Annotated in this window: 23 protein-coding genes and 2 pseudogenes; 10 read left to right on the top strand and 15 right to left on the bottom strand. The window is 44.4% G+C overall.

Annotated elements, in window-relative coordinates:
• A partial coding sequence (locus AB4493_RS00755) for a tyrosine-type recombinase/integrase (protein WP_372154371.1) occupies window positions 1–766 on the top strand: 766 nt, incomplete at its 5' end.
• Between the two features lie 87 nt (window positions 767–853).
• Here AB4493_RS00755 and AB4493_RS00750 read toward each other — a convergent pair.
• From AB4493_RS00750 to AB4493_RS00730, 5 genes are all read right to left on the bottom strand, one after another.
• Window positions 854–1,897: a GMP reductase gene (locus AB4493_RS00750; RefSeq protein WP_017062429.1), complete on the bottom strand. Its 1,044-nt coding sequence runs from the start codon at window positions 1,895–1,897 to the stop codon at window positions 854–856.
• Between the two features lie 778 nt (window positions 1,898–2,675).
• Complete coding sequence (locus tag AB4493_RS00745) at window positions 2,676–3,116, bottom strand: PAS domain-containing protein (RefSeq protein WP_017062430.1); 441 nt, start codon at window positions 3,114–3,116, stop codon at window positions 2,676–2,678.
• Window position 3,117: 1 nt separating this feature from the next.
• Complete coding sequence (locus AB4493_RS00740) at window positions 3,118–4,122, bottom strand: response regulator (RefSeq protein WP_029236531.1); 1,005 nt, start codon at window positions 4,120–4,122, stop codon at window positions 3,118–3,120.
• Window positions 4,123–4,441: 319 nt separating this feature from the next.
• Window positions 4,442–4,687 carry a hypothetical protein gene (locus AB4493_RS00735; RefSeq protein WP_010430578.1) on the bottom strand — a complete coding sequence of 82 codons (246 nt, stop codon included), beginning with the start codon at window positions 4,685–4,687 and terminating at the stop codon, window positions 4,442–4,444.
• Between the two features lie 200 nt (window positions 4,688–4,887).
• A complete protein-coding gene (locus AB4493_RS00730; protein ID WP_372154370.1) occupies window positions 4,888–6,240 on the bottom strand; it encodes an MATE family efflux transporter in 1,353 nt (450 codons plus the stop codon).
• Window positions 6,241–6,340: 100 nt separating this feature from the next.
• On the opposite strand from AB4493_RS00730, the gene AB4493_RS00725 reads away from it, so the two are divergent.
• Together AB4493_RS00725 and AB4493_RS00720 are read left to right on the top strand one after the other, a co-directional pair.
• A complete protein-coding gene (locus tag AB4493_RS00725; protein WP_017068435.1) occupies window positions 6,341–7,315 on the top strand; it encodes a LysR family transcriptional regulator in 975 nt (324 codons plus the stop codon).
• Window positions 7,316–7,357: 42 nt separating this feature from the next.
• A complete protein-coding gene (locus AB4493_RS00720; RefSeq protein ID WP_102333930.1) occupies window positions 7,358–8,257 on the top strand; it encodes a DMT family transporter in 900 nt (299 codons plus the stop codon).
• A 138-nt stretch (window positions 8,258–8,395) separates the two neighbouring features.
• On the opposite strand, the gene AB4493_RS00715 is transcribed toward AB4493_RS00720, so the two are convergent.
• Window positions 8,396–8,815: a VOC family protein gene (locus AB4493_RS00715; protein WP_137002417.1), complete on the bottom strand. Its 420-nt coding sequence runs from the start codon at window positions 8,813–8,815 to the stop codon at window positions 8,396–8,398.
• Window positions 8,816–9,020: 205 nt separating this feature from the next.
• On the bottom strand, window positions 9,021–9,914 hold the full coding sequence (locus tag AB4493_RS00710) for a DMT family transporter (protein WP_017065985.1): 894 nt from the start codon (window positions 9,912–9,914) through the stop codon (window positions 9,021–9,023).
• Window positions 9,915–10,213: 299 nt separating this feature from the next.
• Between AB4493_RS00710 and AB4493_RS00705 the strand changes: the two genes are divergently transcribed.
• Window positions 10,214–10,834 carry a heme-binding beta-barrel domain-containing protein gene (locus AB4493_RS00705; protein ID WP_372055985.1) on the top strand — a complete coding sequence of 207 codons (621 nt, stop codon included), beginning with the start codon at window positions 10,214–10,216 and terminating at the stop codon, window positions 10,832–10,834.
• Window positions 10,835–10,905: 71 nt separating this feature from the next.
• Here AB4493_RS00705 and AB4493_RS00700 read toward each other — a convergent pair whose 3' ends face one another.
• Entirely contained in the window at window positions 10,906–11,886 is a 981-nt protein-coding gene (locus AB4493_RS00700; RefSeq protein ID WP_372154369.1) for a bile acid:sodium symporter family protein, read from the bottom strand.
• Between the two features lie 345 nt (window positions 11,887–12,231).
• On the opposite strand from AB4493_RS00700, the gene AB4493_RS00695 reads away from it, so the two are divergent.
• Window positions 12,232–12,498 (top strand): DUF3081 domain-containing protein, encoded by a 267-nt coding sequence (locus tag AB4493_RS00695; protein WP_371724978.1) that lies wholly within the window; start codon window positions 12,232–12,234, stop codon window positions 12,496–12,498.
• A 41-nt stretch (window positions 12,499–12,539) separates the two neighbouring features.
• Window positions 12,540–13,151 (top strand): CIA30 family protein, encoded by a 612-nt coding sequence (locus AB4493_RS00690; RefSeq protein WP_372154368.1) that lies wholly within the window; start codon window positions 12,540–12,542, stop codon window positions 13,149–13,151.
• A gap of 122 nt (window positions 13,152–13,273) precedes the next feature.
• On the opposite strand, the gene AB4493_RS00685 is transcribed toward AB4493_RS00690, so the two are convergent.
• Window positions 13,274–14,299 (bottom strand): zinc-binding alcohol dehydrogenase family protein, encoded by a 1,026-nt coding sequence (locus AB4493_RS00685; RefSeq protein WP_017072060.1) that lies wholly within the window; start codon window positions 14,297–14,299, stop codon window positions 13,274–13,276.
• A 156-nt stretch (window positions 14,300–14,455) separates the two neighbouring features.
• A complete protein-coding gene (locus AB4493_RS00680; protein WP_372154372.1) occupies window positions 14,456–15,223 on the bottom strand; it encodes a glycine betaine ABC transporter substrate-binding protein in 768 nt (255 codons plus the stop codon).
• A gap of 268 nt (window positions 15,224–15,491) precedes the next feature.
• Between AB4493_RS00680 and AB4493_RS00675 the strand changes: the two genes are divergently transcribed.
• Window positions 15,492–16,424 carry a LysR family transcriptional regulator gene (locus AB4493_RS00675; protein ID WP_136978312.1) on the top strand — a complete coding sequence of 311 codons (933 nt, stop codon included), beginning with the start codon at window positions 15,492–15,494 and terminating at the stop codon, window positions 16,422–16,424.
• Between the two features lie 148 nt (window positions 16,425–16,572).
• Here AB4493_RS00675 and AB4493_RS00670 read toward each other — a convergent pair whose 3' ends face one another.
• Window positions 16,573–16,959 (bottom strand): hypothetical protein, encoded by a 387-nt coding sequence (locus AB4493_RS00670; RefSeq protein WP_372154367.1) that lies wholly within the window; start codon window positions 16,957–16,959, stop codon window positions 16,573–16,575.
• Window positions 16,960–17,391: 432 nt separating this feature from the next.
• Here AB4493_RS00670 and AB4493_RS00665 point away from each other — a divergent pair, with 432 nt between their 5' ends.
• The gene (locus tag AB4493_RS00665; RefSeq protein WP_372154366.1) at window positions 17,392–18,375 is read left to right on the top strand and encodes a hypothetical protein; all 984 of its coding nucleotides are present in this window, start codon (window positions 17,392–17,394) and stop codon (window positions 18,373–18,375) included.
• Window positions 18,376–18,488: 113 nt separating this feature from the next.
• Here AB4493_RS00665 and AB4493_RS00660 read toward each other — a convergent pair.
• Window positions 18,489–19,682, bottom strand: a pseudogene (locus AB4493_RS00660) (benzoate/H(+) symporter BenE family transporter).
• Between the two features lie 97 nt (window positions 19,683–19,779).
• Here AB4493_RS00660 and AB4493_RS00655 point away from each other — a divergent pair.
• Window positions 19,780–20,346 (top strand): helix-turn-helix domain-containing protein, encoded by a 567-nt coding sequence (locus AB4493_RS00655; RefSeq protein WP_017064371.1) that lies wholly within the window; start codon window positions 19,780–19,782, stop codon window positions 20,344–20,346.
• 113 nt (window positions 20,347–20,459) lie between these two features.
• Here AB4493_RS00655 and AB4493_RS00650 read toward each other — a convergent pair.
• Window positions 20,460–21,140: pseudogene (locus AB4493_RS00650) on the bottom strand (pyridoxal-phosphate dependent enzyme); the annotation flags it as partial.
• A 28-nt stretch (window positions 21,141–21,168) separates the two neighbouring features.
• On the opposite strand from AB4493_RS00650, the gene AB4493_RS00645 reads away from it, so the two are divergent.
• Window positions 21,169–21,336: a hypothetical protein gene (locus tag AB4493_RS00645; protein ID WP_017062447.1), complete on the top strand. Its 168-nt coding sequence runs from the start codon at window positions 21,169–21,171 to the stop codon at window positions 21,334–21,336.
• A 181-nt stretch (window positions 21,337–21,517) separates the two neighbouring features.
• On the opposite strand, the gene AB4493_RS00640 is transcribed toward AB4493_RS00645, so the two are convergent.
• On the bottom strand, window positions 21,518–22,711 hold the full coding sequence (locus AB4493_RS00640) for an acetate/propionate family kinase (RefSeq protein WP_017064366.1): 1,194 nt from the start codon (window positions 22,709–22,711) through the stop codon (window positions 21,518–21,520).
• Window positions 22,712–23,454: 743 nt separating this feature from the next.
• Window positions 23,455–25,524: a DEAD/DEAH box helicase gene (locus tag AB4493_RS00635; RefSeq protein WP_080582207.1), complete on the bottom strand. Its 2,070-nt coding sequence runs from the start codon at window positions 25,522–25,524 to the stop codon at window positions 23,455–23,457.
• Between the last annotated feature and the right edge of the window lie 273 nt (window positions 25,525–25,797).

Genomic DNA, 25,797 nt, shown 5'->3' with positions numbered 1-25,797 from the left:
AAAGTATGCTCCCGCCCTGATGGGTAACCCTGTAGCGACCGTTTTCGTTGCAAAAACATACTCTGAATTTAGAAGTAACCGAATGAGTGGGCAAATTAGCTTTGTTGATGCGCGCTGGCAAAAAGGGGCGCCTAGTATTGCAACGCTAAATTCAGAACTCGCGCGCTTTAAGGCTATGTTTGCTAAATTGAAGGAAATTGGAGAGTGGAAAGGACCGAATCCTTTAGAAGAAGTTAAGCCATTTAAAGATCACGAACGTACCATGTCTTTCCTTCATAAAGAGCACATTATTTTATTGCTTGAACACGTGTCTAAACACAACCGAACAGATATGCAGAAAATAGTGAAGCTATGTCTCGCCACTGGGGCTCGCTGGAATGAAGCCGCTCAACTGAAAGGCTCTCAGTTAAGCAAATATAAAGTTACCTTCACCAATACCAAAACTAAGAAGAATCGTTCTGTACCCATCTCTGAAGAGCTTTATAGCGAGATATACAAACCAACCTCAGGGAAGCTCTTTGAAGAGTGCTATACACCTTTCTGCTACATAGTGAAGAATAAACTGGGCATCACCCTGCCCTCAGGGCAAGCCTCCCATGTTTTGCGTCATTCGTTCGCAAGTCACTTCATGATGAATGGCGGCAATATTTTAGTGCTAAGGGATATTCTAGGCCACGCCGATATCAGCATGACAATGCGCTATGCCCACTTCGCACCTGATCACCTATCTGAAGCAATTATCCATAACCCTCTTTCTAACCTGTAACCTGTCGCCACTTGCCAAATTTCAGGTAAAAAAAGAGCCACTTTAAAGTGGCTCAGTTCTTAAAATTTTAAACAAGTGTTTTAAACGTTACTCTTTGCCGAATACGTTGTTCTCTTGCTCTTGTACACGGATGAAAGTCGTACGCTTAGTTAGCTCTTTAAGCTTTGCTGCGCCTACGTACGTACAAGTTGAACGTACACCACCAAGGATGTCAGAAATTGTGTTGTGAACTGAACCACGGAACGGAAGTAAAACAGTTTTACCTTCAGCAGCACGGTACTTAGCAACACCACCTGAGTGCTTGTCCATAGCCGACTGTGAAGACATTCCATAGAACTTCATGAATTGCTTACCGTCTTGCTCTACAACTTCGCCGCCTGACTCAGAGTGACCTGCTAGCATGCCGCCTAGCATTACGAAGTCAGCACCGCCGCCGAACGCTTTAGATACGTCACCCGCACATGAACAGCCACCGTCACCGATGATCATGCCGCCAAGGCCGTGTGCTGCGTCGCCACACTCGATGATTGCAGAAAGTTGAGGGTAACCTACGCCTGTTTTAACACGTGTAGTACAAACAGAACCAGGGCCGATACCAACCTTAACGATGTCTGCGCCAGCTAGGATTAGCTCTTCAACCATGTCACCCGTTACAACGTTACCAGCAGAGATGACTTTAGTCGGGAATTCAGCACGTACTTTTTGTACATACTCAACTAGGTGCTCTGAGTAGCCGTTAGCGATATCAATACAGATAAATACGAATTCGTCGCTAAGCGCCATGATTTGCTTAGTTTTCTCAAACTCAGCTTCAGAAGTACCTGTTGAAACAAATACGTTGTTCAGCGTTTTCTTGTCTGCTGTTTTAGCGAACTCAGCCCACTGCTCTACTGTGTAGTGCTTGTGTACTGCAGTCATAACACCGTGCTCTGCTAGAGCAGCTGCCATTTCAAAGCTTGCTACCGAATCCATGTTCGCTGCAATTACTGGAGTACCAGACCATTGACGACCGCTATGCTTGAATGTAAAATCGCGGGTTAATTCAACTTGAGAACGGCTTTTAAGGGTAGAACGCTTCGGACGGAAGAGTACATCTTTGAAACCTAACTTAAGTTCTTGTTCGATACGCATGATAATTTGTCCTGTAATCATATTACGTGTCGTGCGTTTTCGGTAAGCGTTGGCAGACGCTTTACTGAGTTTCGGACACAAAAAAACCGGAGCGTTGGCAGACGCTCCGGTTTTCAGCATTATAGGCTGTGATTTACTAACAGCAAGTCTGATATTTCATTTTTTTTTGTGCTATCCTCTCAAAGATTCCATATCTGGTAAAAGCTTCCCGCCCGTCATTTCCTACTAAATTCATAGTAATTAATAACTTAACAACATATTCACGCAAACGCTGTCGGTTTATTGCGCAAACGTTTCCCTTGCAAATTCGGCGAAAAAATCTTCGATAAGGCAAATTTGTGAAAAAAGTGCCCTTTAATCACATAAAAATCACACTTTTCTTGAATCAAAAAATGCGTTTTTTCTTAAATAATTTCATTTTTTTCTGACTTTTTTCGCTTCGAGTGCCGATCTCAGCCCTCTTTCATTAGCCCTGAAATTTATAAAGTACAAAGGCAAGATCGATTAGCACGTTCGAAACTTGGATGAGCGGGGTAAAGTCCACAAAATATGGCAGGTTAGATGCGCTTATTTATGAGAACCCAGCGGATACAAGCCGCTGTTGATAGAGCCTAACAACAACTCGACTAAAGTTAACGAACACGGAACGCCTTTCTTTAGTTCGAACTCATTACTACAGGATCAGATACAAAAATGGCCAAGGGGATTAACCTTGGCCATTTTTATTTGGTTTTCAGAGTGCTCTTATAAGGCGATTCAATTTTCACCTTAAGGTACGTCAAGCCTTTTTCTGAGACATCAGAGCTTCAGCAGTCGCATCTTGAATCGACAAGAACAAGGATGTCACTTGCCCAGTTGGAGAACGCATCGGGTTAAGCGTGACGTTCTGATACATAAAGTCGGCTTGCTGAGTTACTGGCCTCACGTTGCGGCACTTAAACAGATAAGGCCTTTGTTGCCACGTTATGAAGCTACGGCAGCCTAGGTCATAAACCGGTTTTGTTTTAAGCCTAAACCACTCTTCAGGAATTTCAGGGAATAACTCAAAGATCGACTTACCGATCGCATCATGCGATTGCTTACCGCTATGGTGCGTCATGAAGCCATTCCAAACTTGTACCTGAAAGTCACGGTTAATGACCACCAGCCCCATATCGACGTTTTGAACCATGTCTACCATCCAGTGGAACTGTTCAAATTCAGCAGGAAGATTCAACATATTAAAACTCCTCCATTAGGTAGGCCAATTTGTTATCTAGAAGAGGCAGAGACTCATCAACAAACATAAATAGAAGGTCACAACGGATGGACGTGCCGTCGATGTTGTAGCTGACTTCGAACGTCATGGTCTTTTTAAATGAGCCGCTGGTATTTTCAATCACCGAATCAATCGAGATGTGTTGACCTAGCAGCACAGGAGAGCTCTGAAAGAAACGAACTTCTGATTGCTCCCCTAACCCATTCAAGAAAGAGCCGACTAAGATGTTCGATACATCCATCAACAACTCTAATTCTTCTAGCTGCTCGCTTTCTGTTGGCACCTTCATGAGCTTCTTAAGATCGCTCACACTGGAATCACTCAACAAAACTAGCGCTTCACCTGCAATGCCTTCTCCACTAAAGCCTTGGCAAACACCCGACACTTGGTCGTTATCCGCTAGGTCACGAAGTGCCATGTGCAATTCACTCACTTCGAAGATGTTAACGTTCGGCAGCGGTAGGTGAACAAACACATTAAAGTGACGAGCCAGTGCATCAGCGGCACGGCCTATCGCTACGTTCGCGACTTCCATATAGATATCGCGTCTGCGAAGTATTGGCAGTTCTAAAGCGGTTGGGGTAATTATTTGAGGTTGTTTTGGCGGCTCGACATGCTCACGTAAAATGGCTTTTAGCGCTTCTTTATCGATCGGCTTTTGCAAAAATGCTTTGGCGCCAAGATCCAGCACCTTCTGTTGTGCTTTTGGTTGTATGTCACCAGAAACAACGACAACTGGCGTGGTATCGCCTAAACGTTGCATCTCTTCCAATGTGCCATAGCCGTCTAATTCCGGCATGGTTAGGTCGAGGAACATCAATTTGAATTGGTTTTTAGCGAGCTCTTCAAGTGCATTAAGCCCATGAACAGCAAAAGTTATATCTGCATTTAGAGAACTAGGCAGTGACCGAGCCATCTGCTTCCTTGCTAACGCAGAATCATCACATATAAGAACTGGGAACGACATAAATGCACCACTGACAAATTAAAGCTAATTCGACCGAGTGTAACAGAACATTATGGTATCAGGTACGGGGTGAATGGATTTATGTGCAGATTATTAGTAAGAATGATGAAACAGGTGGGTAAGCTATTATTTCGCATTATTCTTCATGAAAAACAATATGCTACAAAGGTAATAGCCAATCCTTGCTGTTGAGTAATAGCACTATTATATTTAACAGCAGCCTTAACAAGCGGGTTTATTAAGGCTCGACTGACTCATTCATTGAACGGCTTTATGTAGCCATGATAGAGAGCTATCCAACAAAGCTAATGTAAGAGAACTAGAACTGATATGAAGGCCATAAAATCAGTAATGCGAAACGTATGATCACAGCAAATACCAACAACGCGATCCCCAGGCGATACCATTTGTATTCGGCGATGTTCATTGGGATACGCTTGTAGAACATCGTAATCACGCCTTTCCAATCGCTACTGCGTCTTCCGTACTGCATCATGCTCGTCAAAACAAACAGTGCGCCAAGCACTAACATTCCTTTTTCAGCCCAGAACAATCCAACTTCCATTTGTGTATTCCTTGATAAAACGGTGAGCAACTCAAATCATTCTAGTCACCTTTTAGCTCGGTTTCTGTAAGACCAAGGTCTAAATTACGAAGTACGCAATTCAGGGCTTATAGGTCATTGTTGGTAATTGATAGTTCTCGGTCAGCAATACAACGTTTATCGTTCAAGGTTCCATGGTAAAGGCGAGCATCACAAGCAAATCACGTATAAGCATGATTCGACAAATCTGGAGATTGGTTGTTCTTTTGAATGACACGCATCAATTGGATAAGCAGCAGAATACCTGTCACGCCTAAGCCAACACCGATTCCGCCCCAAATCCCTGCCAATTCGAACTTAGGCATCAAATACCAAGCCGCAGGCAAGCCAAATACCCAGTAACCGATGGCAGTCATCACGGTTGGCATAGAGACAATCTTCATGCCTCTTAGCAGGTTAATCGCCAGTAGCTGCCAAGCATCAACAATAAAGCACAAAGCAACGACCCAAATCACAGAAGCCAGTAGTGAAGTCATTGCACCCGTGCCATCGTCTAACTTGAAGATAGAAGCGATCATCTCAGGCCATATAATGAACACGGCCGACAACGCCACACTCAACACCGACACCAATATGAAGCTTTGAATCGAGGTTCTTTTTATTCCTTCGTAGTTACCCGCACCGAAATCACGGCCAACCAAAATCGCCGCAGCTTGTGAGAAACCAAAATTGAAGTTCCAAGTAAAGCTTAAACATTGCAGCAAGATTTGGTGCAAGGCTAACGAAGCAATACTGATCGTGCCCGCCATCAAGGTGCCACCGTAAATCAAGCCATGCTCAAGTAAAGCAGCCAAGCCGATAGGTAGACCCATCAACAACAATGGGCTCATCAACTTGATTGAATACTCTTCTGTATTTAGCCAAGGGGCGAACTGCTTAAACTCGTCACGCTTAAATACCCAAACCGTATATCCAACCATCACGATAAATGCCGCGATAGCCGTACCAAGCCCTAAACCTGTTAAGCCCATGTCTAATTGGAAGGTGAGAAAGTAGCTCACTGGCACATTCAGAATTACGGTGATAATCGACATCACAAGAATGGAGCGCACGTTGCCAAACGCACTGGTTAAGCCACGAAGTACCAACAAGATAAGCGAAGGCAACATTACCCACTTCAAAGCATGGACATATTCCATGGCTAAAGTGATCACTTCTGGTGGCTGTTTGGCTGCTTCTAATACCAGCGGAGCAAACCAGAAACTCACCATTAAGGTCACGCTGAGCACGAATGCCAACATGGTTGCACCTTTCACCGCCAATCTGATTTGTGTATTACCAAACTCAGGGCGAGCTACGCGCTGACCATAAGCAATCGCAATCAAGTTCGCGACACAACCCACGGTGCTGCTCGCAATAATGAAAATGAAAAAGTAGATTGAGGCACCTAAGCCACCAGCCGCAAGGGCTGACACACTGATACGCGACATCATCCAAACATCAGTAAGGACTAAAGCCATAGAGATCAGCTGTGAAATGATCAAAGGGAATGCAAGAGTGAGTATTTTTTTCATGAGCGCCTCAGTTAATTTCGCCCAAAATACGATCGATGAGGCTGGCGTTCAATTGATAAATTTGCGACTCTAACATTCCATAAACTCATGCGAACGAATTATGACCCCATATCCTAGCTTGCCATCATCACATAATGGCTTAAAAGCCTTTGAAGCTGCCGCAAGGCTGATGAGCTTTACGCTGGCTGCCGAAGAGCTGCATGTGACACAAAGTGCGATCAGCCGACAGATCAAACAGCTTGAAGATGAGTTAAACGCATCACTGGTTATTCGTAAGCATCGAGCCATAGAATTAACGGTACAAGGTCATGATTTGTATGTGGCTTTGCGAGAAAGCTACGGTAATATCGAAGCTGTTATCGCCTCTTGGAGTGAGCCCAAGCAGAAGCGTATCGTGATCAAAGCGACTCTGAGTTTCGCGACGCGAGTATTGATCTCCAAAGTTCGGGAATTAAACGAGCGTTATCAAGATCATGAGATCGTCATTGTTCCTGTGATTGAGGAAGACGAATCGATTAATAGTAGTGAGTATGATCTACTGATCTTCCACACGCGTTTCAAAAAACGCTATGACAAGGCACCTGACATTACCTTCTTGCGTGAAGAGTTCATGGCGCCGGTTTGCTCTACTAGTTTAACCACCAAAGACACCGACCTTGATTCAATCTTAACCTTGCCAAGGCTGCATCCAACCTTAGATCATCACGACTGGAAAGTGTGGCTGGCCGATGTTGAATTCCCACCAAAGAAACCTGTCAGAAATACCAGCTTCTTGTCTTTAGATATGGCGCTCAGTGCCTGTCTATCCGGTGAAGGGGTTACGGTCACGGATCTGTTGTTAGTTCAACAAGATCTCCAACGAGGCTTCTTGTACTGCCCTAGAAATGCAAAAATCCAACACAGTGCTTGGACTTACTTCATGCACCAGCGTAGTCACACGCCTATCATCAACGACCTTATTGAATGGCTTAGAGAAGAGACAACAAAAGAGATCGAGTTGCTGAAAGTACTCGCACAGCAATATCAATGGTTTGGTGTAATAGAACAGGACAAAGACTTTGGTCGGCTCTTCTAAACTAAGTTATGATTCCTGTTCCCTCAACCGATTGATATTTTTATGTCTTCTTTCTCTTTTTCACAAATCCCTGTTGGGGTTCGATTCATGATCCTCTCCGCTTTTGGATTCGCACTGATGTCAGCTTGTGTGAAATACATCAGCAATTATGGCATTCCTGTATTCGAAATTGTTGCAGCAAGGGCTTTGGTGTCTTTGATCATCAGTTATATCGACGTTAAGCGAAAAGGCATTTCGATCTGGGGAAATAACAAACCTTTGTTGTTTGTTCGAGGCGCAGTTGGTACAGCAGCCTTGATGTGTGTTTACTACGCTGTGACCACTTTGCCATTAGCCGAAGCGACCATTCTACAATACGTTCATCCTGTATTTACCGCCCTACTTGGCGTGTTATTTCTGAAAGAACGCGTCCAAAAATCGACCATGATCTGCATTGCGTTCTGCCTAGCTGGGCTATTAGTGATGGTACAACCAAGTATGAACAGTGGCGCGAGCAGCGAGTTACCGCTATTCAGCATTATGGTGGCGTTATGTGGCGCATTTGGTAGCTCAATTGCTTATGTGATTGTGAGAAAACTTAGCCAAACGGAAGATAGCTCAGTCATCATCTTCTACTTCCCATTGGTTGCGCTACCAATCTCAACAGCTCTTATCTGGAACGACTTTGTATGGCCTAGCCTATTCCTAACCATGATGCTTGTGCTCGTCGGGATTTTCACACAAATAGGACAATACGGTTTAACCAAAGCAATGCAAACCCAGGCAGCAGGTAAAGCTTCAGCTTACTCATACGTGCAGATCGTCTTCTCAGCGCTATTAGGTGTGTGGATCTTCAATGAGATTCCATCGGTTTGGACTTATCTAGGTGGTGGCCTGATTGTCACTGGTGCACTCATTAACGTGTTTGGTAAACAGCTATTGGTGCCGTTCAAGGCTAAATAAGTAACCCACTCAATATCAGCTGATAAATAGAATCTAAAAAGGGCATTGCGGATTATTCCACGATGCCCTTTTCTATAAATGCTCTCTAGCGCGCTTTCATTCAGCTAACCAACTTTAACAAAGCGGCGTATTACGTAACTAACTCGTGGCATTTCGTAACTTAGGATCATCACTCAAATACTCAACAAACTCGATTTCAAAGCCTGCAGGATCCACAAAGTAGACATTTTTTCGATAAGGTTCTTCGGCACCGGGTTTGGCAATTGGAAAGCCCGCATCAACAAGGCGTTGAGTGACACTTTCGATATTATTGGTCACATAAGCGAAGTGTGCGAGACCAACAGAATGCCCAGCCAAATCTCTATTTTCACCTTCACCGTGATCACTTATTGCTATGTATTGGTACTCGTCGCCAAAATGCAGCCAGTTACGTGGCTTGCCTGACCATTCGCCTTTTCCTTCATCACGAACGTACCAGTGTGGAAACGCCGCTTTATAGAAAGTCAGCATTTCAGGGATGTCCTTGACGACTAAATTCACATGTTCAAGTTGGATCATTCTTCTCTCCTTAAAGTATTCTCGTAAGCAACGTTGCACATCCTAATACCTCAAGTTAAGTTGAGGTAAAGCACTAATTTGCATTTATTTCGAGAACGTTTTTAGAGCCCAAATTGTCGTATTTTGAAGCGATACAAACCCTAAGTTTAGACGACCTTCCCTGATGTGGTTTATTTGGAATCCAGAATGACTGAGAGACAAGCCGCTATGGTTTAGGCGGAGTAACCTCAACTTCTAAAGCGGCTCGGTCTCTCCACTTGAAAACCTTCTTCCATTTAATCGGCATCATTGGAATAACGATGAGACTAATGCCCACCAGCGTCAGGATGTCTGGAATCTCATCGAACCACATAACACCAAACAATGTTACGAACACCAACCCAGAATATTCGGCGAGCGCAATCTGGTTGGCCGGTGCTTTTTTGTAAGCCACCACCACAAGCGCATGGTATCCAAGTACGAACAAGTTGATTGCCATGATCCAACCAACATGACGCCATTCGAGCGCAGACCAAGTTGGCAGCGCTAATGCCAGTGCAAGTGGCAGAGTCATAATGCTGGTCCAGAACAGAGTTGAGATGATGTGTTGCTCTGCATTCAAGCGTTTAATCAAGATATTACCCACGCCCATCGCAAGCGCACTGCCTAGCCCAGCAATCGCCGCCCAATGAAATTGTTCAGGGCGTAACACGATTAATACGCCCACAAAACCAATCAGGGTCGCGATCACTTTTGAAGATGTCGGCCTTTCTTTCAACAGCACGATCGACAAAGGCAGCATAAGGATTGGTCCAACGTAGAACATCGCGTTTGCTGTCGCCAAAGTAAGGTGTGTAATGGCGATCATCGCGCAGCCACTCCCCACTAAGATAAATTGAGCCCTTAAGAAGTTGATTCGGCAACCGCCTTTCATACGCGTCTCTCTCGGTAACTTTAACCAAAATGGAAGCAACAAGATCACGCTCAATAGCTGACGGATAAACACGTACTGGAACGTAGGGACTTCGCCATTCAGTATCTTCAATGATACGTCTGAAAAAGACGCAAGTAGGTTTGCGAGCACCAAAAGCAAAATGGCGTGGTTAACAGCTTTATTCATACAGAAGTAAGATTACACATTTGTCATACAATTATGGGCGCACATCATACATGAGAATTTGAAATGTGTAATAGCAAAATTAATAAGGCTCAGACTAATGCAATTTTGAATTAAACCTCGATGAACAAATCACAGCTATTCGTTCAATATTTAGCCGCATTAATATTCTCTTATTGACTGATACATCAAGTTACAATTCGATTTCATATTAGCCAACAACACTGATCTGGGTTAATAAACTGGTTTCACAATAACCTTATTTTTATTGGGGTCAGATAATTAATAAAAAGGAAGTTAAAGTGAAAAAATTATTAGCACTTGGTATCGCAGCGGTAATCTCGGCTCCAGCAGTAGCCGACCACAGCACAATCAATGGTATGGATTTTGGTCCACTCGCAAAGTTAGTCGGCACATGGAAATCAGTCGAAACTGGCGGCGTTGATATTTCTCCAGGTCAAGAAGGCACAGAAGTGGGCAAAGGTGGCCCCGCGGTCACACCATTTTATGAAGTGATGACATTTGAGGTTGCGGCAGATGCAACCAACGCCAGCGATCAATATCTGGTTGCTCTGTACTACAAGCAAGAAGTATTCAGAAAGGCCGACGACTCTAAATTCCACGATCAACGTGGCTACTTCATCTACGATCAAAAAAATCAGATCGTCTACAACTCTTACTGTGTACCACGCACCACATGTGTCACCGCAGAAGGCCCTGCTGGCGATACAATGACGTTAGTTGCGTCAAAGCGTGGCATCGCTGAGTCTGAATACATGACGGACAACGCAACCACCACAGGCTTCACGATGAACATTAGCATTTCAGACGATACGCTGACGTACTCTCAAACAACAGGCTTAGAGATCTACGACAACGCATTTGCTCATACAGATTCAAGCACTCTAGTTAAAGTGAAGTAGATTCAAATACAAACGCCTTTCACAGCGAAGTGAAAGGCGTTTTTCTGTTGTACTTGTAACAACAAACAAGTTTAACTAGATTGTGTATCAACCTTGGCGTAACGGTTGGCTAGCACTGCACAGTAAAAGATCTGAATCGGGTGATAAAGCATGATTGGCAGTAATATCATCCCTAGATTAGGGTTGTGAGCAAAGATCACCTTAGCCATAGGAATACCTGCCGCTAAGGTCTTCTTAGTACCACAGAATACTGCCGCGACTTCATCTTGATGATTGAATCCAACCTTTCGGGCACTCCATTGAATGCCGTGTACCATCACCATCAATACCACTAAACAAATCACCGCTGACAGCAACAACAGCATTGGTGAAAAGTCGCTCCAAATACCGTGTTCAATAGAGTCACAGAAAGCACTGTAGACGATCAGAAGTATCACGTATTTATCTAACTTATTGACCACTGACTTGTGTTTCTGAGTCCATTCAAACAGTAACGGGCGCATCAACTGGCCGACAATCATTGGCAATAGCAGCATTTTAGATATAGAGATCACCGATTCCATCAGGTTTAGCTCTGCACCTTCCAATCCCATAAAGAGCTGGATCAGTAGAGGCGTAATGAACACGCCTAAAATACTAGAAAGTGATGCATTGAATATCGCACCCGGTAGGTTTCCTTTTCCAATCACCGTCATCGCGACCGAAGACGAAATCGTACTCGGTAATACGAAGAGGTAACAGAAACCAAAGGCCAGAGCTGCTGGCATATAAGCGACAAAGCCTTGCCCGAATATCACCCAAAGCAGTGGGTAAACTAAGAATGTCGCGCTTTGTACAAAAACATGCAGCTTCAAATTCGAAAGCCCCTCAAGAATGGCTTTGGGAGACAAACCCAAACCGTGTAAGAAAAACACCAAAGCGATGCCGAGAACAGTCACCGTATCGAGATGAAGTACCCCACCCGATTTGCCCCAATCCGGCGTAAAAACAGCAACGACCATAGCCACCACCATCCCTACAAGAAACCATTCCTTTTTCAGTTTTTCTATCATGTTGACACGCACTTTCTGTAGATTCCATTTCAGCCAATAACAAGGCTCCGACGCTATTTATCCTATCGACTCTAATTTTAATTAACCACCATAAACGTAAATTAAGCTTGTCTTTATCTTGAGGGTTAACATCGTTATTAAGTTTGTTACACCCGTTTTGCTCAGGATTAATCGGATGTATGGAATGACGATGAAAATATTAGAAAACAGAGGTTTATCGAGAAGATAAGATCACTTTCAGTGATCGGAACACAAAGGCAAGCCGTAGGGACAGCAATCAAACAGTAACAAATTTAGATACCAATATTCAGCCTATTACCAATAACTACTCAGCGGGAGCAAAACATGGACAACAGAATCACCATTATTGAGTTTCTCAGAGTGTTTGAGTGCATTCGCACCTCTGGCGAGCAACTGGACAATAAATATCAAGTGGGCGAAATGGCGGCTTGGCATGATTATGATGGTTATACCTGTTGGCTAAGCTATAAAGACGTAACAGTGACGCTGATGTTTCATGGTTCATTGAAAATCGAGTACGACAATGCTTCAAATTATTCTGAATTTATTGAGCGTTGTCTGGGTATGCTTGCCACTGAACCTTCTCCATAAAACGCGAACAGACTAACGGCTAACGGCTAACGGAGACAATCATGAACGAAACGGCTTCATTGCTTAAGCGAAGACACCCTTTGTGGCTAGTAATCAGCCTCTCCTTTTTATGGTCTCAAGTATCTGTAGCAGGCATAGGTATGATTGATTTTATACAACCGAACGAACACAAGAATTGGACAGTGACCAACGACGATGTAATGGGTGGCATCTCTACAGGCGAGCTCATTTATCTTGATGATATGAGTCGATTTAGGGGCGAGCTATCGTTAGAAAATAATGGTGGTTTCAGTTCTGTAAAGCGCTCCATTGAATCACCTGCCCATGAAATAGACAGTGCAGAGCTAGTATTCGTTGGTGATGGTCGCACTTACCAACTGAGGTTCACAACATCGAAGGACGGCAATCGAATTCAATACAAACACGATTTCGATACGATAAAGGGAGAACAGTTTAGCAAGGCGTTCCAATTCAACGATTTTCAAGCGGTGTTCAGAGGTCGGCTACTGAGCGATGCGCCGGAACTTAAGTCACGAGACATCAAACAAATCGGCTTTTTGATTGCAGACAAACAGCCCTCGTCTTTTGAGCTAGACCTAATACAGCTTCACTTCAGAACATCGAAACCTATCACATCACCAGAAGCTGACTAAACTGACTAAACTGAAAACAAACAAAAGCCCCTGAAACCTTTTGACTAGCAATCAGATATCAGGGGCTTCTTCTATTTAAACCGTCAACAATTCAAAACAACGGCGGATTAAAACATCAGCAATTAGTATTTGATAGCTGTTTTACCAATCGAGGCACTGCTTTCAATACGTTGGTGTGCATCTTTAAGTGTTTCCACACTAAAGCCATTTAGGGTCGAGGTTAGCGTCGATTTAATACGGCCCGCATCAATCAGATTCGCGGCTTGGAATAGGATGTCTTGCTGCTTCTGGATATCTTCGGTGTTAAACAGTGAACGTGTAAACATCAGCTCCCAAACAAAGCCTGCTGATTTGCCTTGCAGCGCTGACAAGTCAATGCCACCATCAAATTCAACAATCGAACTGATCATGCCTTGCGGTGCGATCAATTCAACCATCGCATCCCAGTGCCCTTTTGTGTCTGCAACATTGAAAATGTAGTCGACATGTTGAATGCCTTGCTCTCGCACAGACTCGACAAGGTTACGGTGGTTCACCACATAGTCCGCTCCCATATCTCTTACCCACTGCTCCGTTTCAGGTCTTGAAGCTGTTGCGATAACATTTAGGTTGGTCAGTTGCTTAGCCAGTTGAATCGTAATTGAACCAACGCCGCCCGCTCCACCAATGATCAGGATAGACTTTTTCTCTTCAGGACGAACACGCAAGCGGTCAAACAACGCTTCCCATGCTGTAAGCGTCGCTAGTGGCATAACGGCTGCAGCTTCATCAGAAAGGCTCTTAGGCGCTTTAGCGGTAATACGGTAGTCCACAGCTTGGTATTCTGCGTTAGCCCCCATGCGTGTTACGTCACCCGCATAGTACACACGGTCACCGACTTCGAAGCCTTCAACGTCAGCACCTTTACCAACAACTTCACCGACTGCGTCATAGCCCAGCACTTTTGGCTGCTCAAGAGTTTTGTCTTTGGCATTACGAATACGAATTTTAGCGTCAGCAGGATTGATAGAAGTCGCGCTCACTTTTACCAGCAAGTCATTATTTTTTAGTTCTGGCAGACTCGTTTCAAACTCAAATAAACTGTCTTGCTCTGTAATCGCAAGTGATTGAGTAAATCCGATAGCTTTCATTTTTGATGGTACTGACATTGTGCTTTCTCCTTGAATTAGACGAGTTAATCTTAGTCAATTCTCACTCTAGATAAACCGCCTAATATTTGAATAATTCTCAAATAATTTTTGATAGTGGTATTGCCGTTATCTGAGTAACGCAGACGTCTCACTGCATTGCCAACGGCTTAAAGGCTAAATCAGGCCTTTCTCAATCAACCAATCATGTGTGACTTGATCTTGTGGTTTACCTTCACGGCAAACTTTGTAATCCAGCTCTGCGATGATGTCATTCGAGAAGCATAGGGAATCCAACTTCTGAATCTGTTGTTCGCTGAACAGATGCTTCTTGTCGTCTCTTAAAAGAAGCACTGCTCTGTCCACTATTCCGAGTAGGCCTTTTGGCTCTTTGAGCTCACGAATATCGTAACGATAGTGCAAAAACTGAGGTTTCCACAGTGGCACTACCACCCACTCTTTGTTTGCGACTGCACTTTCAAAGGCACTGAAACAATCGTCTTCACTGCCAGGAAAGAACTCGTAGCCGGCATCTCTCAGGCCATAATCTTTCATCATCTGGATAGAGAAGCGTGTGATACCAGCGCCGGGGTTGATGCCTTGAATGGTCGAGTTCATTTTCTCGATCACTTCAGCTTTTAATAAATCAGAGACTTCAGAAACCGCCTCTTCAGGCACATAGTCTGGTACGCCCCACAAAGCATAAGGTTCATAATGAAGCCCAAGCTCGATAAGTGGCTCAACTTCTTCAACGCCCGCTTTGTAGATACCGTGACTTGATGGCAACCACGCAGAAGAAAGCATATCCACTTGGCCTGCTTTCAGCTTTTCAAAGTTCTCCTGATGTGGAGAGAAAATACGCTCTACCTCAAAACCCATGGATTTCAATACATTGGCAACCAATGATGCGGTCGTACGGTGGAACGACAAATCCGTTACACCCATTGTGATTTTCTTAGTCATCTTATCCCCCTAGATCGTAGGTTTCGTCCATACGATGTGTACTGCGCTACGTTGTCGATATGGGGAAATGATAGTGAGAAAATTACTAATGAAAAACAGCCTCATATTTGAATTATTATCAAATTAGTTTTGACAATTAAGTATTTGAAGCTAACTTAGAAGCGATAAGTAGAGATAACCCATTTGCAGATTGTGATGGGGAAATATCCCAACGCCATGTTTAGAACATAATTCAATACAGGTAGATAACATGCTTCTTGAAGATTTACAGGTCATTTTGAAAGTGGCGGAGTTTCGCAGTATCACCGCTGCAGCCACCAACCTTGATATGCGCACTGCCACAGCAAGTGCAGCGGTAAAACGTGTTGAAGCGGCACTAGGTGCGGAGTTATTTGTAAGAACCACGCGCCACCTAAGGCTCTCTTCAGCTGGCGAGCGTTATTTACCGGAATGCGAACAAGCCTTAAAGATGTTGGAGCAAGCGAAGCTCAACATGCGCGAAGAGCTTGGTATTCTTGACGGTGAAATTCGCATAGCGCTTTCATCAGATCTAGGACGCAACCTAATCACACCTTGGTTAGATGAGTTCTTGCTTGAATACCCAAAGGCGACGCTTCGCACTAGCATCAGCGATAGCAATATCGACTTCTACCGAGATTCCGTCGATATGGCGCTGCGTTACGGCTCTCCGACCGATGCGAACATGTATGGTTTCAAGATATGCGATGTGCCGAGGATATTGTGTGCGGCTCCTGAATACTTGGCTGAAATGGGCGCACCAAAGCACCCGAGTGACTTAGCGCAGCACAATGGGTTGCTTTACCAACTCCATGACATGTTGCAAGACGAGTGGGTGTTTAACGATGGTACTCAAGATCATAAAGTGAAACTAAAAGGAAATCGCGCTTCGAACGACGCAGACCTTGTAAGGCGTTGGTGTATCGCGGGTAAAGGGGTGGCAATAAAATCTTGTTTAGACATGTCACCTCATCTGCTTTCAAGCGAAGTGGTTAAAGTTATGCCTGAATTTAAGCCGACCCCTACCGAGCTGTGGTTAGTGTGTCCAAGTCGTCAATCCATCACCCCGACTGTGCGTCTACTGAGAGATTTATTCAGAGAGAAGACCGCTGAGATCCTTTCGCAACTGAGCAAACAAGGCATCATAGAAAGCACAACATCTTAAGATTGAATGCCGCTTAAAGATAAGAAACAGAGAGACAAAAAAGGCGTTAGCGAACTTCAATTCGCTAACGCCTTTCATCATTAGAACATCATAGCTGCATGATGAACCTTAATAAGAGTACTTAGTTTAATACTCTTAATACAAGAGCTTAGTTTGACTCGTCTTCAACATCGCAGTCAGCACAGCACTGAAGAGCAATCTCATGTTCGAAGGTGATGGTGTCTTTACCTTCTTCTACTAGCTCTGCAATTTCGTCTGCCACTTCTTTTTCATCATCCGCTTCGATTCCGCTTTCTAATTCTTCTTCTGAATAACCGAAGAAGTTCAGTAGTAAATACTCACGCGCTTCATCTTTCGTACAAACCACGTCTGCTGAAAGATCAGGAGTAACCTCGCCTTGTGCAAGTGTCGCTGTCACTTGTGCGATAGCATCGTCTTTCATCGCAGGCGTTAACCAACCAAGATCAGTACTTACTGTCGTTTTTTTACAGTCGAAGCAAGGCAGTTGGTGAAAGTAGTATTGAAAGGTAGTCATAGGTAAATTCTTCTTTAAATGTTGTATAGCGAGATTATGCGCGTTTTGTAGCAAAATACTATCTCAATCACAACCTGAAACCGCTTCGTTCTAAGTATTTTTTCAAGCTCCGCGCAAGCTGATGTGATCATCCTATAAAAGCGCTGTTTTGCGCATGCTTACTCAGCTTTACGCTTGTTTACATTTGTACGGGTAATATATGCCTTATCAGATAACAAGCGTGGCACCTCACAAATACTTTGGTCATTGCTTAGCTTCGTCGCTCCAGCTATTAGCTATGAGTTCACGGCTTACTTAGCTACTTAGCTACTTAGCTACTTAGCTACTTAGCTAGGATTTGTTTGAAATAGCTTTGTTTTCAATTAACTTACTTGCACTTGGCTTATTTTGAACCACGCTTATTTAAATCACCCCGTCTCGGATACCCAATCAATGATCATCACAAAATATCAAGCCCTTACCCTTTCATCGGTTGCTTTGCTCGCTACAGGCTGCTCACCATCATCAGATACGCCTTCGGTCAGCAACATCAGTGATTACCAAGGCTCAGCGAGTATTACTCAAGGTGTGGCGACCACTGTTGAATCGAATCTCTTTGAGTGTGCAAACGGACGTAGCCGAGTGGCGGGCGTCGGGGAAATTACGGACTCAGAAGGAAAGGTTTGGACGGTTCCAGCCAAAAACAACTTTTCAACAGGGCCGAAAGCCTTCGATCTTTATGAAGAGTGCTCAAACACTACTCCAAGCAGCCTAGCGGAGGTCGATCAAAGCGCGGTACCTGTGGCGATTGTGGATCAAGACGGAGAAGAAATAACAGGCTATATTTTTGCCGATAACTATTTCGAACTTTATATCAACGGCAAGTTAATCGCAGTAGACACTGTTCCTTTCACACCGTTTAACTCAAACATCGTCAAATTTAAGGTGAAGAAGCCTTACACGATTGCGGTGAAAGTGATTGATTGGGAAGAAAACCTAGGTCTTGGCAGCGAAGATAACCGCGGAAAGGCATACCACGCTGGCGATGGTGGCTTTATCGCGAGCTTTAGTGACGGAACCGTGACAGGACCAGAATGGCAAGCACAAACTTTTTATACCTCACCGATTTATGACCTGACTTGTTTGAGTGAAGTCGACGGGAAGCGTCTTTCTGAAAGCTGCACCACGGAAGGAACTGACCAAGGTCAAGATGCCTATGCTGCTCATTGGGAAACACCAAACAACTGGATGAACCAAGAGTTCGATTCAACATCTTGGCCTCAAGCATCGGTATATTCAGAAGACGATATTGGCGTGAACAATAAAAAAGCGTACATGAACTTTATCGAAAAATTCAGTGGTGCTGGCGCAAGCTTTATCTGGTCGACAAATGTCGTTCTCGATAATGAAGTGCTACTGAGATACGAAGTTAAGTAGCGTTATTCCTTTGTAAGCAAGCCCAGTCACGAGTATGACTGGGCTTACTACTCAAACAACTTGCTGGTGTTTCTAATTCACAGCGAACCTGATCATAATCTTGAGTCGTTTGATTACGGAAAAGTTTGCGAAGCCTCGCTTGATCCACGTGACCTAGCTTTGTCATTGTGTAACCAGCAACAAAACAACCCGATGCACAAACCCCAAAATGCACTGCCGATTCCCAGTAAATTAGTACCAGAAGCAGTGAATAAGAAAGTAAGCAGCGCAGGCTCTCGATAGTGGTTGTCTTCCATCGAAACAGCTAAACAATTCATCAAGGTCGGCATCACCGCTAAGCCAGCAACCGCAATGACAATCGCGGAGGGCACGGCGCTAAACAGCGACACAAATGACATCCCCATCACGCCAGCTAACAAGTAAAACCCGCCCATACAAATCCCCGCGATATAACGTGTCTTTGGATTACTATCCGCATTCGGGCCCATGCAAATAGCGCCCGTAATCGCAGCAAGGTTATACGCAAAGCCACCAAACGACGCGAAAATCAAACCTGTCACCCCTGTGGTGGTAATGATCTTCGATGAATCGACTTGGTATCCGTTCGCTTTTAGAACCGCAAATCCCGGTAAGTTCTGTGAAGCCATCGTCACTATAAACAATGGGATTCCGACACTGAACAACGAAAAGAACTCAAAATCGGGCGTAATGAACACCGGGGTCGTTAATCCCATAGTCACCTGACTGACATCGAGTTTGCCAAAACCCACACACATGACCAGTGCGATAATAAAAATGCTTGGGATCAGTAAATTTCCTAACCGCGCTTTCGCCAGAATAAATACAGCGAGCATGACCGTTACGACTTGTGCCTCTTCCATTAACGACGTGAACAAACCCAAACCGAATTGCAATAGAATCCCCGCGAGCATCGCAGAGGCAATCGATGTTGGGATCTGTTTTAGGACTTTCTCAAATATCCCCGCCAATCCAACTAACGTGATCAACATCGAACTGAACTAAAACACGGCCACAGCCTGATTCATTGTCAGCCCTTCAAGAGATGTGATTAACAACGCCGCTCCAGGCGTCGACCACGCTGTAACCACAGGCTTCTTGTAATGAAACGAAAGCAGTATTGTGGTTACGCCCATGCCAATTCCCAACGCCCAAAACCATGACGCCACTTGCTCTTCAGTTGCTCCAGCACTCATTGCCGCTTGGAAAATAATCGCCGCGGCGCTCGCATAACCAATGAAAACAGCGATAAAGCCGGTACTGACGTGAGAAAATTTTAGCTTAGTCATGTTAATCTCTTCCTGCGTGCGTTATAACGTCCATAGACCAAACCTAGCACCGTGCGCTATAACGCACAACTTATTTGTAAAAACTTGTAGAGAAAATATGCAAACAGAAATTAAAGTTGGCGTTAACTTGAAACGCCTTCGCCAAGAAAAAGGCTGGAGCTTAGACAAAACAGCGAAAGAAACTGGCGTGAGCAAAGCAATGCTAGGACAAATTGAACGTGGAGAATCCAGCCCGACAGTCGCTAAGCTTTGGCAGATAGCTTCTGGGTTCGAGGTGTCACTTTCGAATTTTATCGCGGCTAGCCCAAACAGTGAACTGACGAGTTTATTCAGAGACGCAAACGAACTAAGACATGAGGAATACAACATTGGCTTTTTCGTCAGTTTGTTGTTTCCTTTTGAGGAAGCACTAGGATTTGAAATATTCGAACTCACCCTAGCACCCGATTACCAGCATGAATCCGCCCCACATAACGCAGGCGTCACTGAGCACATCTTATGCATTTCAGGAGAGATGGCCGTGATGTTTGATGATGAGTGGCATACGTTACGCGCAGGACAAGCTGTTCGCTTTAATGCTAACCAGACCCATGCCTACAAAAATATCGGTGAAGGAAACGCCGTATTTCATAATGTGATTCACTACCCTAATAACAAGCAATAGTGCCGGTTCTGGCGCTAACAGATGTTTAGCTCTAACCGGATGCTTAACGCTAACGGATATTCAGCGCTAACGAAAGAGCTGGCAGACCACTGGCTGTTACTAACTTAAAGCGACTATACGTTGACGACCATGCTGCCATCTTCGGCTTGATAACGAGCCCATAGTTGAGAGAGGTTTTCTTTATTAAGCTGTATCTCTTTTTCTTTCAGAAACGTTTCGTTGTGCAGCTTCGAATACGAGCGCTCAGCAAGGTCACAGCTAAATGTAACGATGGTTTTCCCTTTCCCCATTCTAGCCGCAGCGTATAGCGCGCCTGCTACGTTTAACGACGAACTGCTTCCTAGAAGAATACCGTCATGTTCCGCAACAAGGCGGGATATCGTCACCAAATCCTGATCGGGAAGCGTGATTGCACGATTGATTTTTGCCTGCCTGAAATTTTCAACCGTTCGCATGATCCCTATGCCTTCCGTGAACGAACTTCCCGTTGATTGATAGTGTCCATTACGTAGAAACGAATAAATGCCGGACCCATTTGGGTCAACTAACCAAGTTTCGAGATTGGGTTGCTGCTCAGATAGATAGTGTGAGTTTCCGGCAATGGTTCCACCCGTCCCCACCACTGAAACTAGAGCATCAATATTCCCCTGTGTTTGCTGCCAGATCTCAGGTCCAGTATTTAAATAGTGCGCTCGATAATTACTGAGATTTTCAAACTGATCTGCCCACCAATAACTCTCATTTTCGACACCAATCCGCTTAGCCGTGTGGTAAAATGTTTCTAAAAGAGAAAAAACCAGTGACCTCGTTGATGTAACTGAAATGACCAAATTAACCAACTTATTTCAAGACAGTATCGAAGGTCGGTTTCAAGCAGGCGAAGAACAGCAAGACCCTGAGATGTTTAAAAAGTCCGAACTGATGTTTATGTCAGGGGAAGAGTTACCTCGATGCTGGACAGATCCAAACTACCGCTCAGGGACTAAATAACCTTAGCGCTTCCAGAGCACCCGATGAGTCGCAATTTAAGCTCTGTTCTAAAACTGTTTCACGATCGCCTTGTAGGCTATCCCCCTGTTAAAACATTCAGACGCATCTTTACTAGACACAAAAAGCGAGCCACTTGGGCTCGCTTTTGATTGTCTTTTTCTTGCTTAGACTTCAGTTCAGATTACAGAAGTTCTACCGACTGTTGAGCAATCACGAATTCTTCGTTGGTTGGGATAACCATTGCTACTGCGTCTAACATTTCAGACTTAGCGATGATCCCTTCAGCACCAAAGCGAGCAGATTCGTTACCTGCTACATCTTCAACGAAACCTAGAATCTTAAGGTTGTTTAAGATCTCACGACGAATTGGTAGAGAGTTCTCACCGATACCACCAGTGAAGATGATACCGTCTAAAGAATCTAGCGTTGCTAGGTAAGAAGCAACGTATTTCGCTACGCGGTAAGTAAACACCTCAAACGCAAGCTTAGCGCCTTCGTGGCCCTCTTCCATTGCTTCTAAGATGCCACGAGCATCGCTCGTAAGACCAGACACGCCAAGGAAGCCAGACTCCTTGTTTAGAGAGTTAAATACTTGCTCTTGTGACCAGCCTTTCTTAAGTAGGTATTCGATGATGCCTGGGTCTAGGTCACCACAACGTGTGCCCATCATTAGGCCTGAAAGTGGTGTGAAGCCCATAGAAGTATCAACACTGTTACCATCTTTAATAGCACATACAGATGCGCCGTTACCTAGGTGAACAGAGATGAAGCTCGATTTTTCGATTGGCTTGTTAACCATCTTCGCAGCTTCACGGCTAACGAAGTAGTGGCTAGTGCCGTGGAAACCGTAGCGACGTACGCCGAAGTCTGTGTATAGCTCTTTTGCGATTGCACCAGTGAATGCACGTTGAGGCATTGTTTGGTGGAAAGCAGTATCAAATACAGCGAACTGAGGTAGAGAAGGGAAAGCTTCAATTGCAGCACGGATACCGATAGCACCTGCTGGGTTATGAAGTGGAGCTAGGTCAGATAGGCTTTCAATTTCGTTCGTTACTTCTTCAGTAATGCGAACCGTTTGAGTGAACTTCTCACCGCCGTGAACGATACGGTGACCGATAGCCACGATATCAGCCGTGAAGCCTAGGTCTTCCATCAGGCCAACCAATTTGCCAATGGCAATTTTGTGGTGGTTATCTTCACCTTGAATGGCAATTTCAGTTTTCTCGCCTTGGAATTTCCAGCTCATACGAGCATCTTCAAGACCAAAACACTCCCCTAGGCCACTTAATACTGCTTCACCAGAAACAGAATCGATTACAGCAAATTTTAGGGATGAACTACCCGAGTTAATAACCAGAACAAACGAATTAGACATTGGATATGGATCCTGTTTCAGTACGAATTGGATGAAGTGTTTACTTCAATTTTAGTTAAGTCCATTATTCAATAATTTTTGAATCTTTCAACTTTTGTTTTGAAAAAATCACTAAATGAACACAATTAAGTTGATCTTGGTCATTAAATTATTTATTTCGAGAGCGGAATTAAAAAATAGTTGAATAAGAAAATTAATGAACAGGTGACGCAAACGAGTGCTCACGTTATTTTTAACTTGATTCAGTTAATTAAAGCGACTCGAACAAATGCAGGTGATCCGCTTGAAAAACAACCACCCTTCCCTTTCGTCTGCTTATCATTACCGATAACTTTTTGCTCGATTTCTCAATTGCTCAGTGTTTGCATCAAAAAGCTCACTGAAGTTGAGAATAGTGATCTGATCTTATTTTGATTGCCTTCGAGCACAACTCTACGAATAGATGCACTGTAACGACGCTTAGATAGCCTTCACTCTTTGTTTTAGCATCTTGTAGCACGCTCTTTTGGTATAGGCTTAGAACGCGATACAGCTAAGTTTTGGCACTAACATTCGTTCTAGGCGCGATGCTTAGTTTCATGGACGAAGCATAGTTACAGGAACGAAGCTTGATTAAAGTAAGTTAGCTACGAATATCGAGCCAACCAAAGCTTAAGTTCAAATAGCAGGCACAAAAAAGCCGAGCATTACGCTCGGCTTTTAAATTCAGTGTCTAGACCTAAAGCGTCTAAGCGACAGGTTGATTAACCTTCGTTGCGCTCTGGACGACGACCACGGTTACCACCGCCATTGCCGTTACCATGGCCACGTTCGCCACGGAAGTTACCACGGTGATCGCCACCACGGTTACGGTCGAAACGACGTTCGCCATCACGTCCGCCAGCAGAGTTACCATCGCGAGCACCATCACGGTTGCCACGGTATCCACCACGACCGCCTTCACGGTTACCACCTTCGCGGTTGCCGCCTTCACGGTTACCACGGTAGCCGCCACCATCACGACCGCCACGGTTGCCACCACGGTTGCCATCACGACCGCCGCCGCCACGACGAGGCTCACGGAAGTCATTGAAATCAACAACTACAGCGCCAGCTTCTTTTTGACGAATGCGAAGTTTGCTTAGCTTACCAGCAGTTTCAGAGTTCATTGCTTTTGGCAGTTGAACGTAAGTAGAACCTTGGTCTAGCTTGATAGCACCGATAGAACCTTTAGTTAGGCCAAGTTCGTTTGCTAGTGCGCCAACGATGTCTTTAACCTGAACGCCTTGCTCACGGCCAACTTGTAGTTGGTAAGTATCCCAATCTTGAGTATTGAAGTTGCGACCACCACCGTCACGGCCGTTGTCACGATCTTCACGACGCTCTTTGCGACGGTTCTTATCACGCTCAATAGCAGCGATCATTGGGTCTTCGCCAACGTAGAATAGTGGGCTCTTACCTTGCTGACGCTTAAGAAGCATTGCAGCTAGAGTAGCAGCATCAACTTCTAGAGACTCTTGAAGAGTAGAGATAAGACCTGCAAAGTTTTCTAGTGCTTTGCTTTCTTTCTCAGTTTCAAGTTCAGCGCCAAGCTTAGCAACACGTGCAGCAGCAACTTGGTCACGTAGAGGAAGTTGGATTTCTTCCATTTGAGACTTAGTTACACGCTCGATTGTGCGAAGCATGCGAATTTGGTTAGTGCGAACTAGTAGGATCGCTTTACCTTTACGTCCAGCACGGCCAGTACGACCAATACGGTGGATGTAAGATTCAACATCGAATGGGATGTCGTAGTTGAATACGTGAGTGATACGTGGAACATCAAGACCACGAGCTACAACGTCAGTTGCAACTAGGATGTCGATAACACCTTGTTTGATGTGATCAACAGTACGCTCACGTAGAGACTGAGGAATATCACCGTGCAGTGCAGCAGCTTTGAAGCCACGTGCAGATAGCCAATCAGCTAGACGCTCAGTGTCTTGACGAGTACGTACGAATACGATTGACGCGTCAGTTTCTTCAGTTTCTAGAAGACGAGACATTGCTTCGTCTTTTTCTACGCCTTTAACAACCCAGAAGTTCTGCGCTACTTTATCAACTGTGTGGTTAGTACCAGCAACGTCAACTTTAGCCGGGTTACGTAGGTAACGGTCAACAATAGTCTTAACCATTGGAGGCATAGTTGCAGAGAAAAGTACACGTTGTGCAGATTCTGGAGCTTGCTCTAGGATCCAAGTAACGTCATCTACGAAGCCCATTTTCAGCATTTCATCTGCTTCATCAAGAACAAATGTGTGTGCTTCATCTAGGTGTAGACGGTCACGAGTTAGTAAGTCTTTAACACGACCTGGAGTACCAACAACAATGTGAGCACCGCGGCTTAGAGCACGCATTTGGTCAACAATTGAAGCACCACCGTAGATTTCAATAACTTTAAGACCTTTGATATCACGGCCAAGGTTTTTGATTTCCGCAGCAACTTGAATCGCTAGCTCACGAGTAGGAGCCATGATGATTGCTTGTGGTTTGTGTTGGTTCAGGTTGATTTTGTTAAGTAAAGGCAGAGAGAATGCTGCTGTTTTACCAGTACCAGTCTGTGCTTTACCTAGTGCGTCACGGCCTTCAAGAAGAAGAGGAATAGCTGCTGCTTGGATTGGAGTCGGAGAAACGAAACCCATGCTATCAAGAGCTGAAAGAATGTTATCGTTTAGGGCTAATTCATTAAATTGAATTACAGATTCGGACATTGGGATCCCACTATATATAAGTAAACAAAAGGTCCCGGGAGCTCTATCAATTCCAATACTGATCCAATCAGATACTGATTCCATTCAGAGTTACGAAGCAGTAATAAAACACTTCAAGCCATTAGGGACGTCTAAGGGAGGCGGATTATTCCCTAAATGCATAAAAAAATCCAGAAAAAATTGAAATACATCACATATTTTTCGCTTTTACATCAATACTGGTTATCATATCGTCAAAACTTGATGAATATCTCGTCACAGCACCCATCTCCTAGCAAATTGACCTAGTTAAATAAGAGGGCAATTAATTAACGCTCACTTCGCCTTTAAGTAGTAATCAAGCCTCGCAATGATTAT

This window comes from Vibrio sp. 10N.222.55.A1 (genome assembly GCF_041473835.1).
GTDB lineage: Bacteria > Pseudomonadota > Gammaproteobacteria > Enterobacterales > Vibrionaceae > Vibrio > Vibrio crassostreae_C.
The sequence above is the reverse complement of the archived record's forward strand: the minus strand, read 5'-3'. Positions and strand labels throughout refer to the sequence as shown.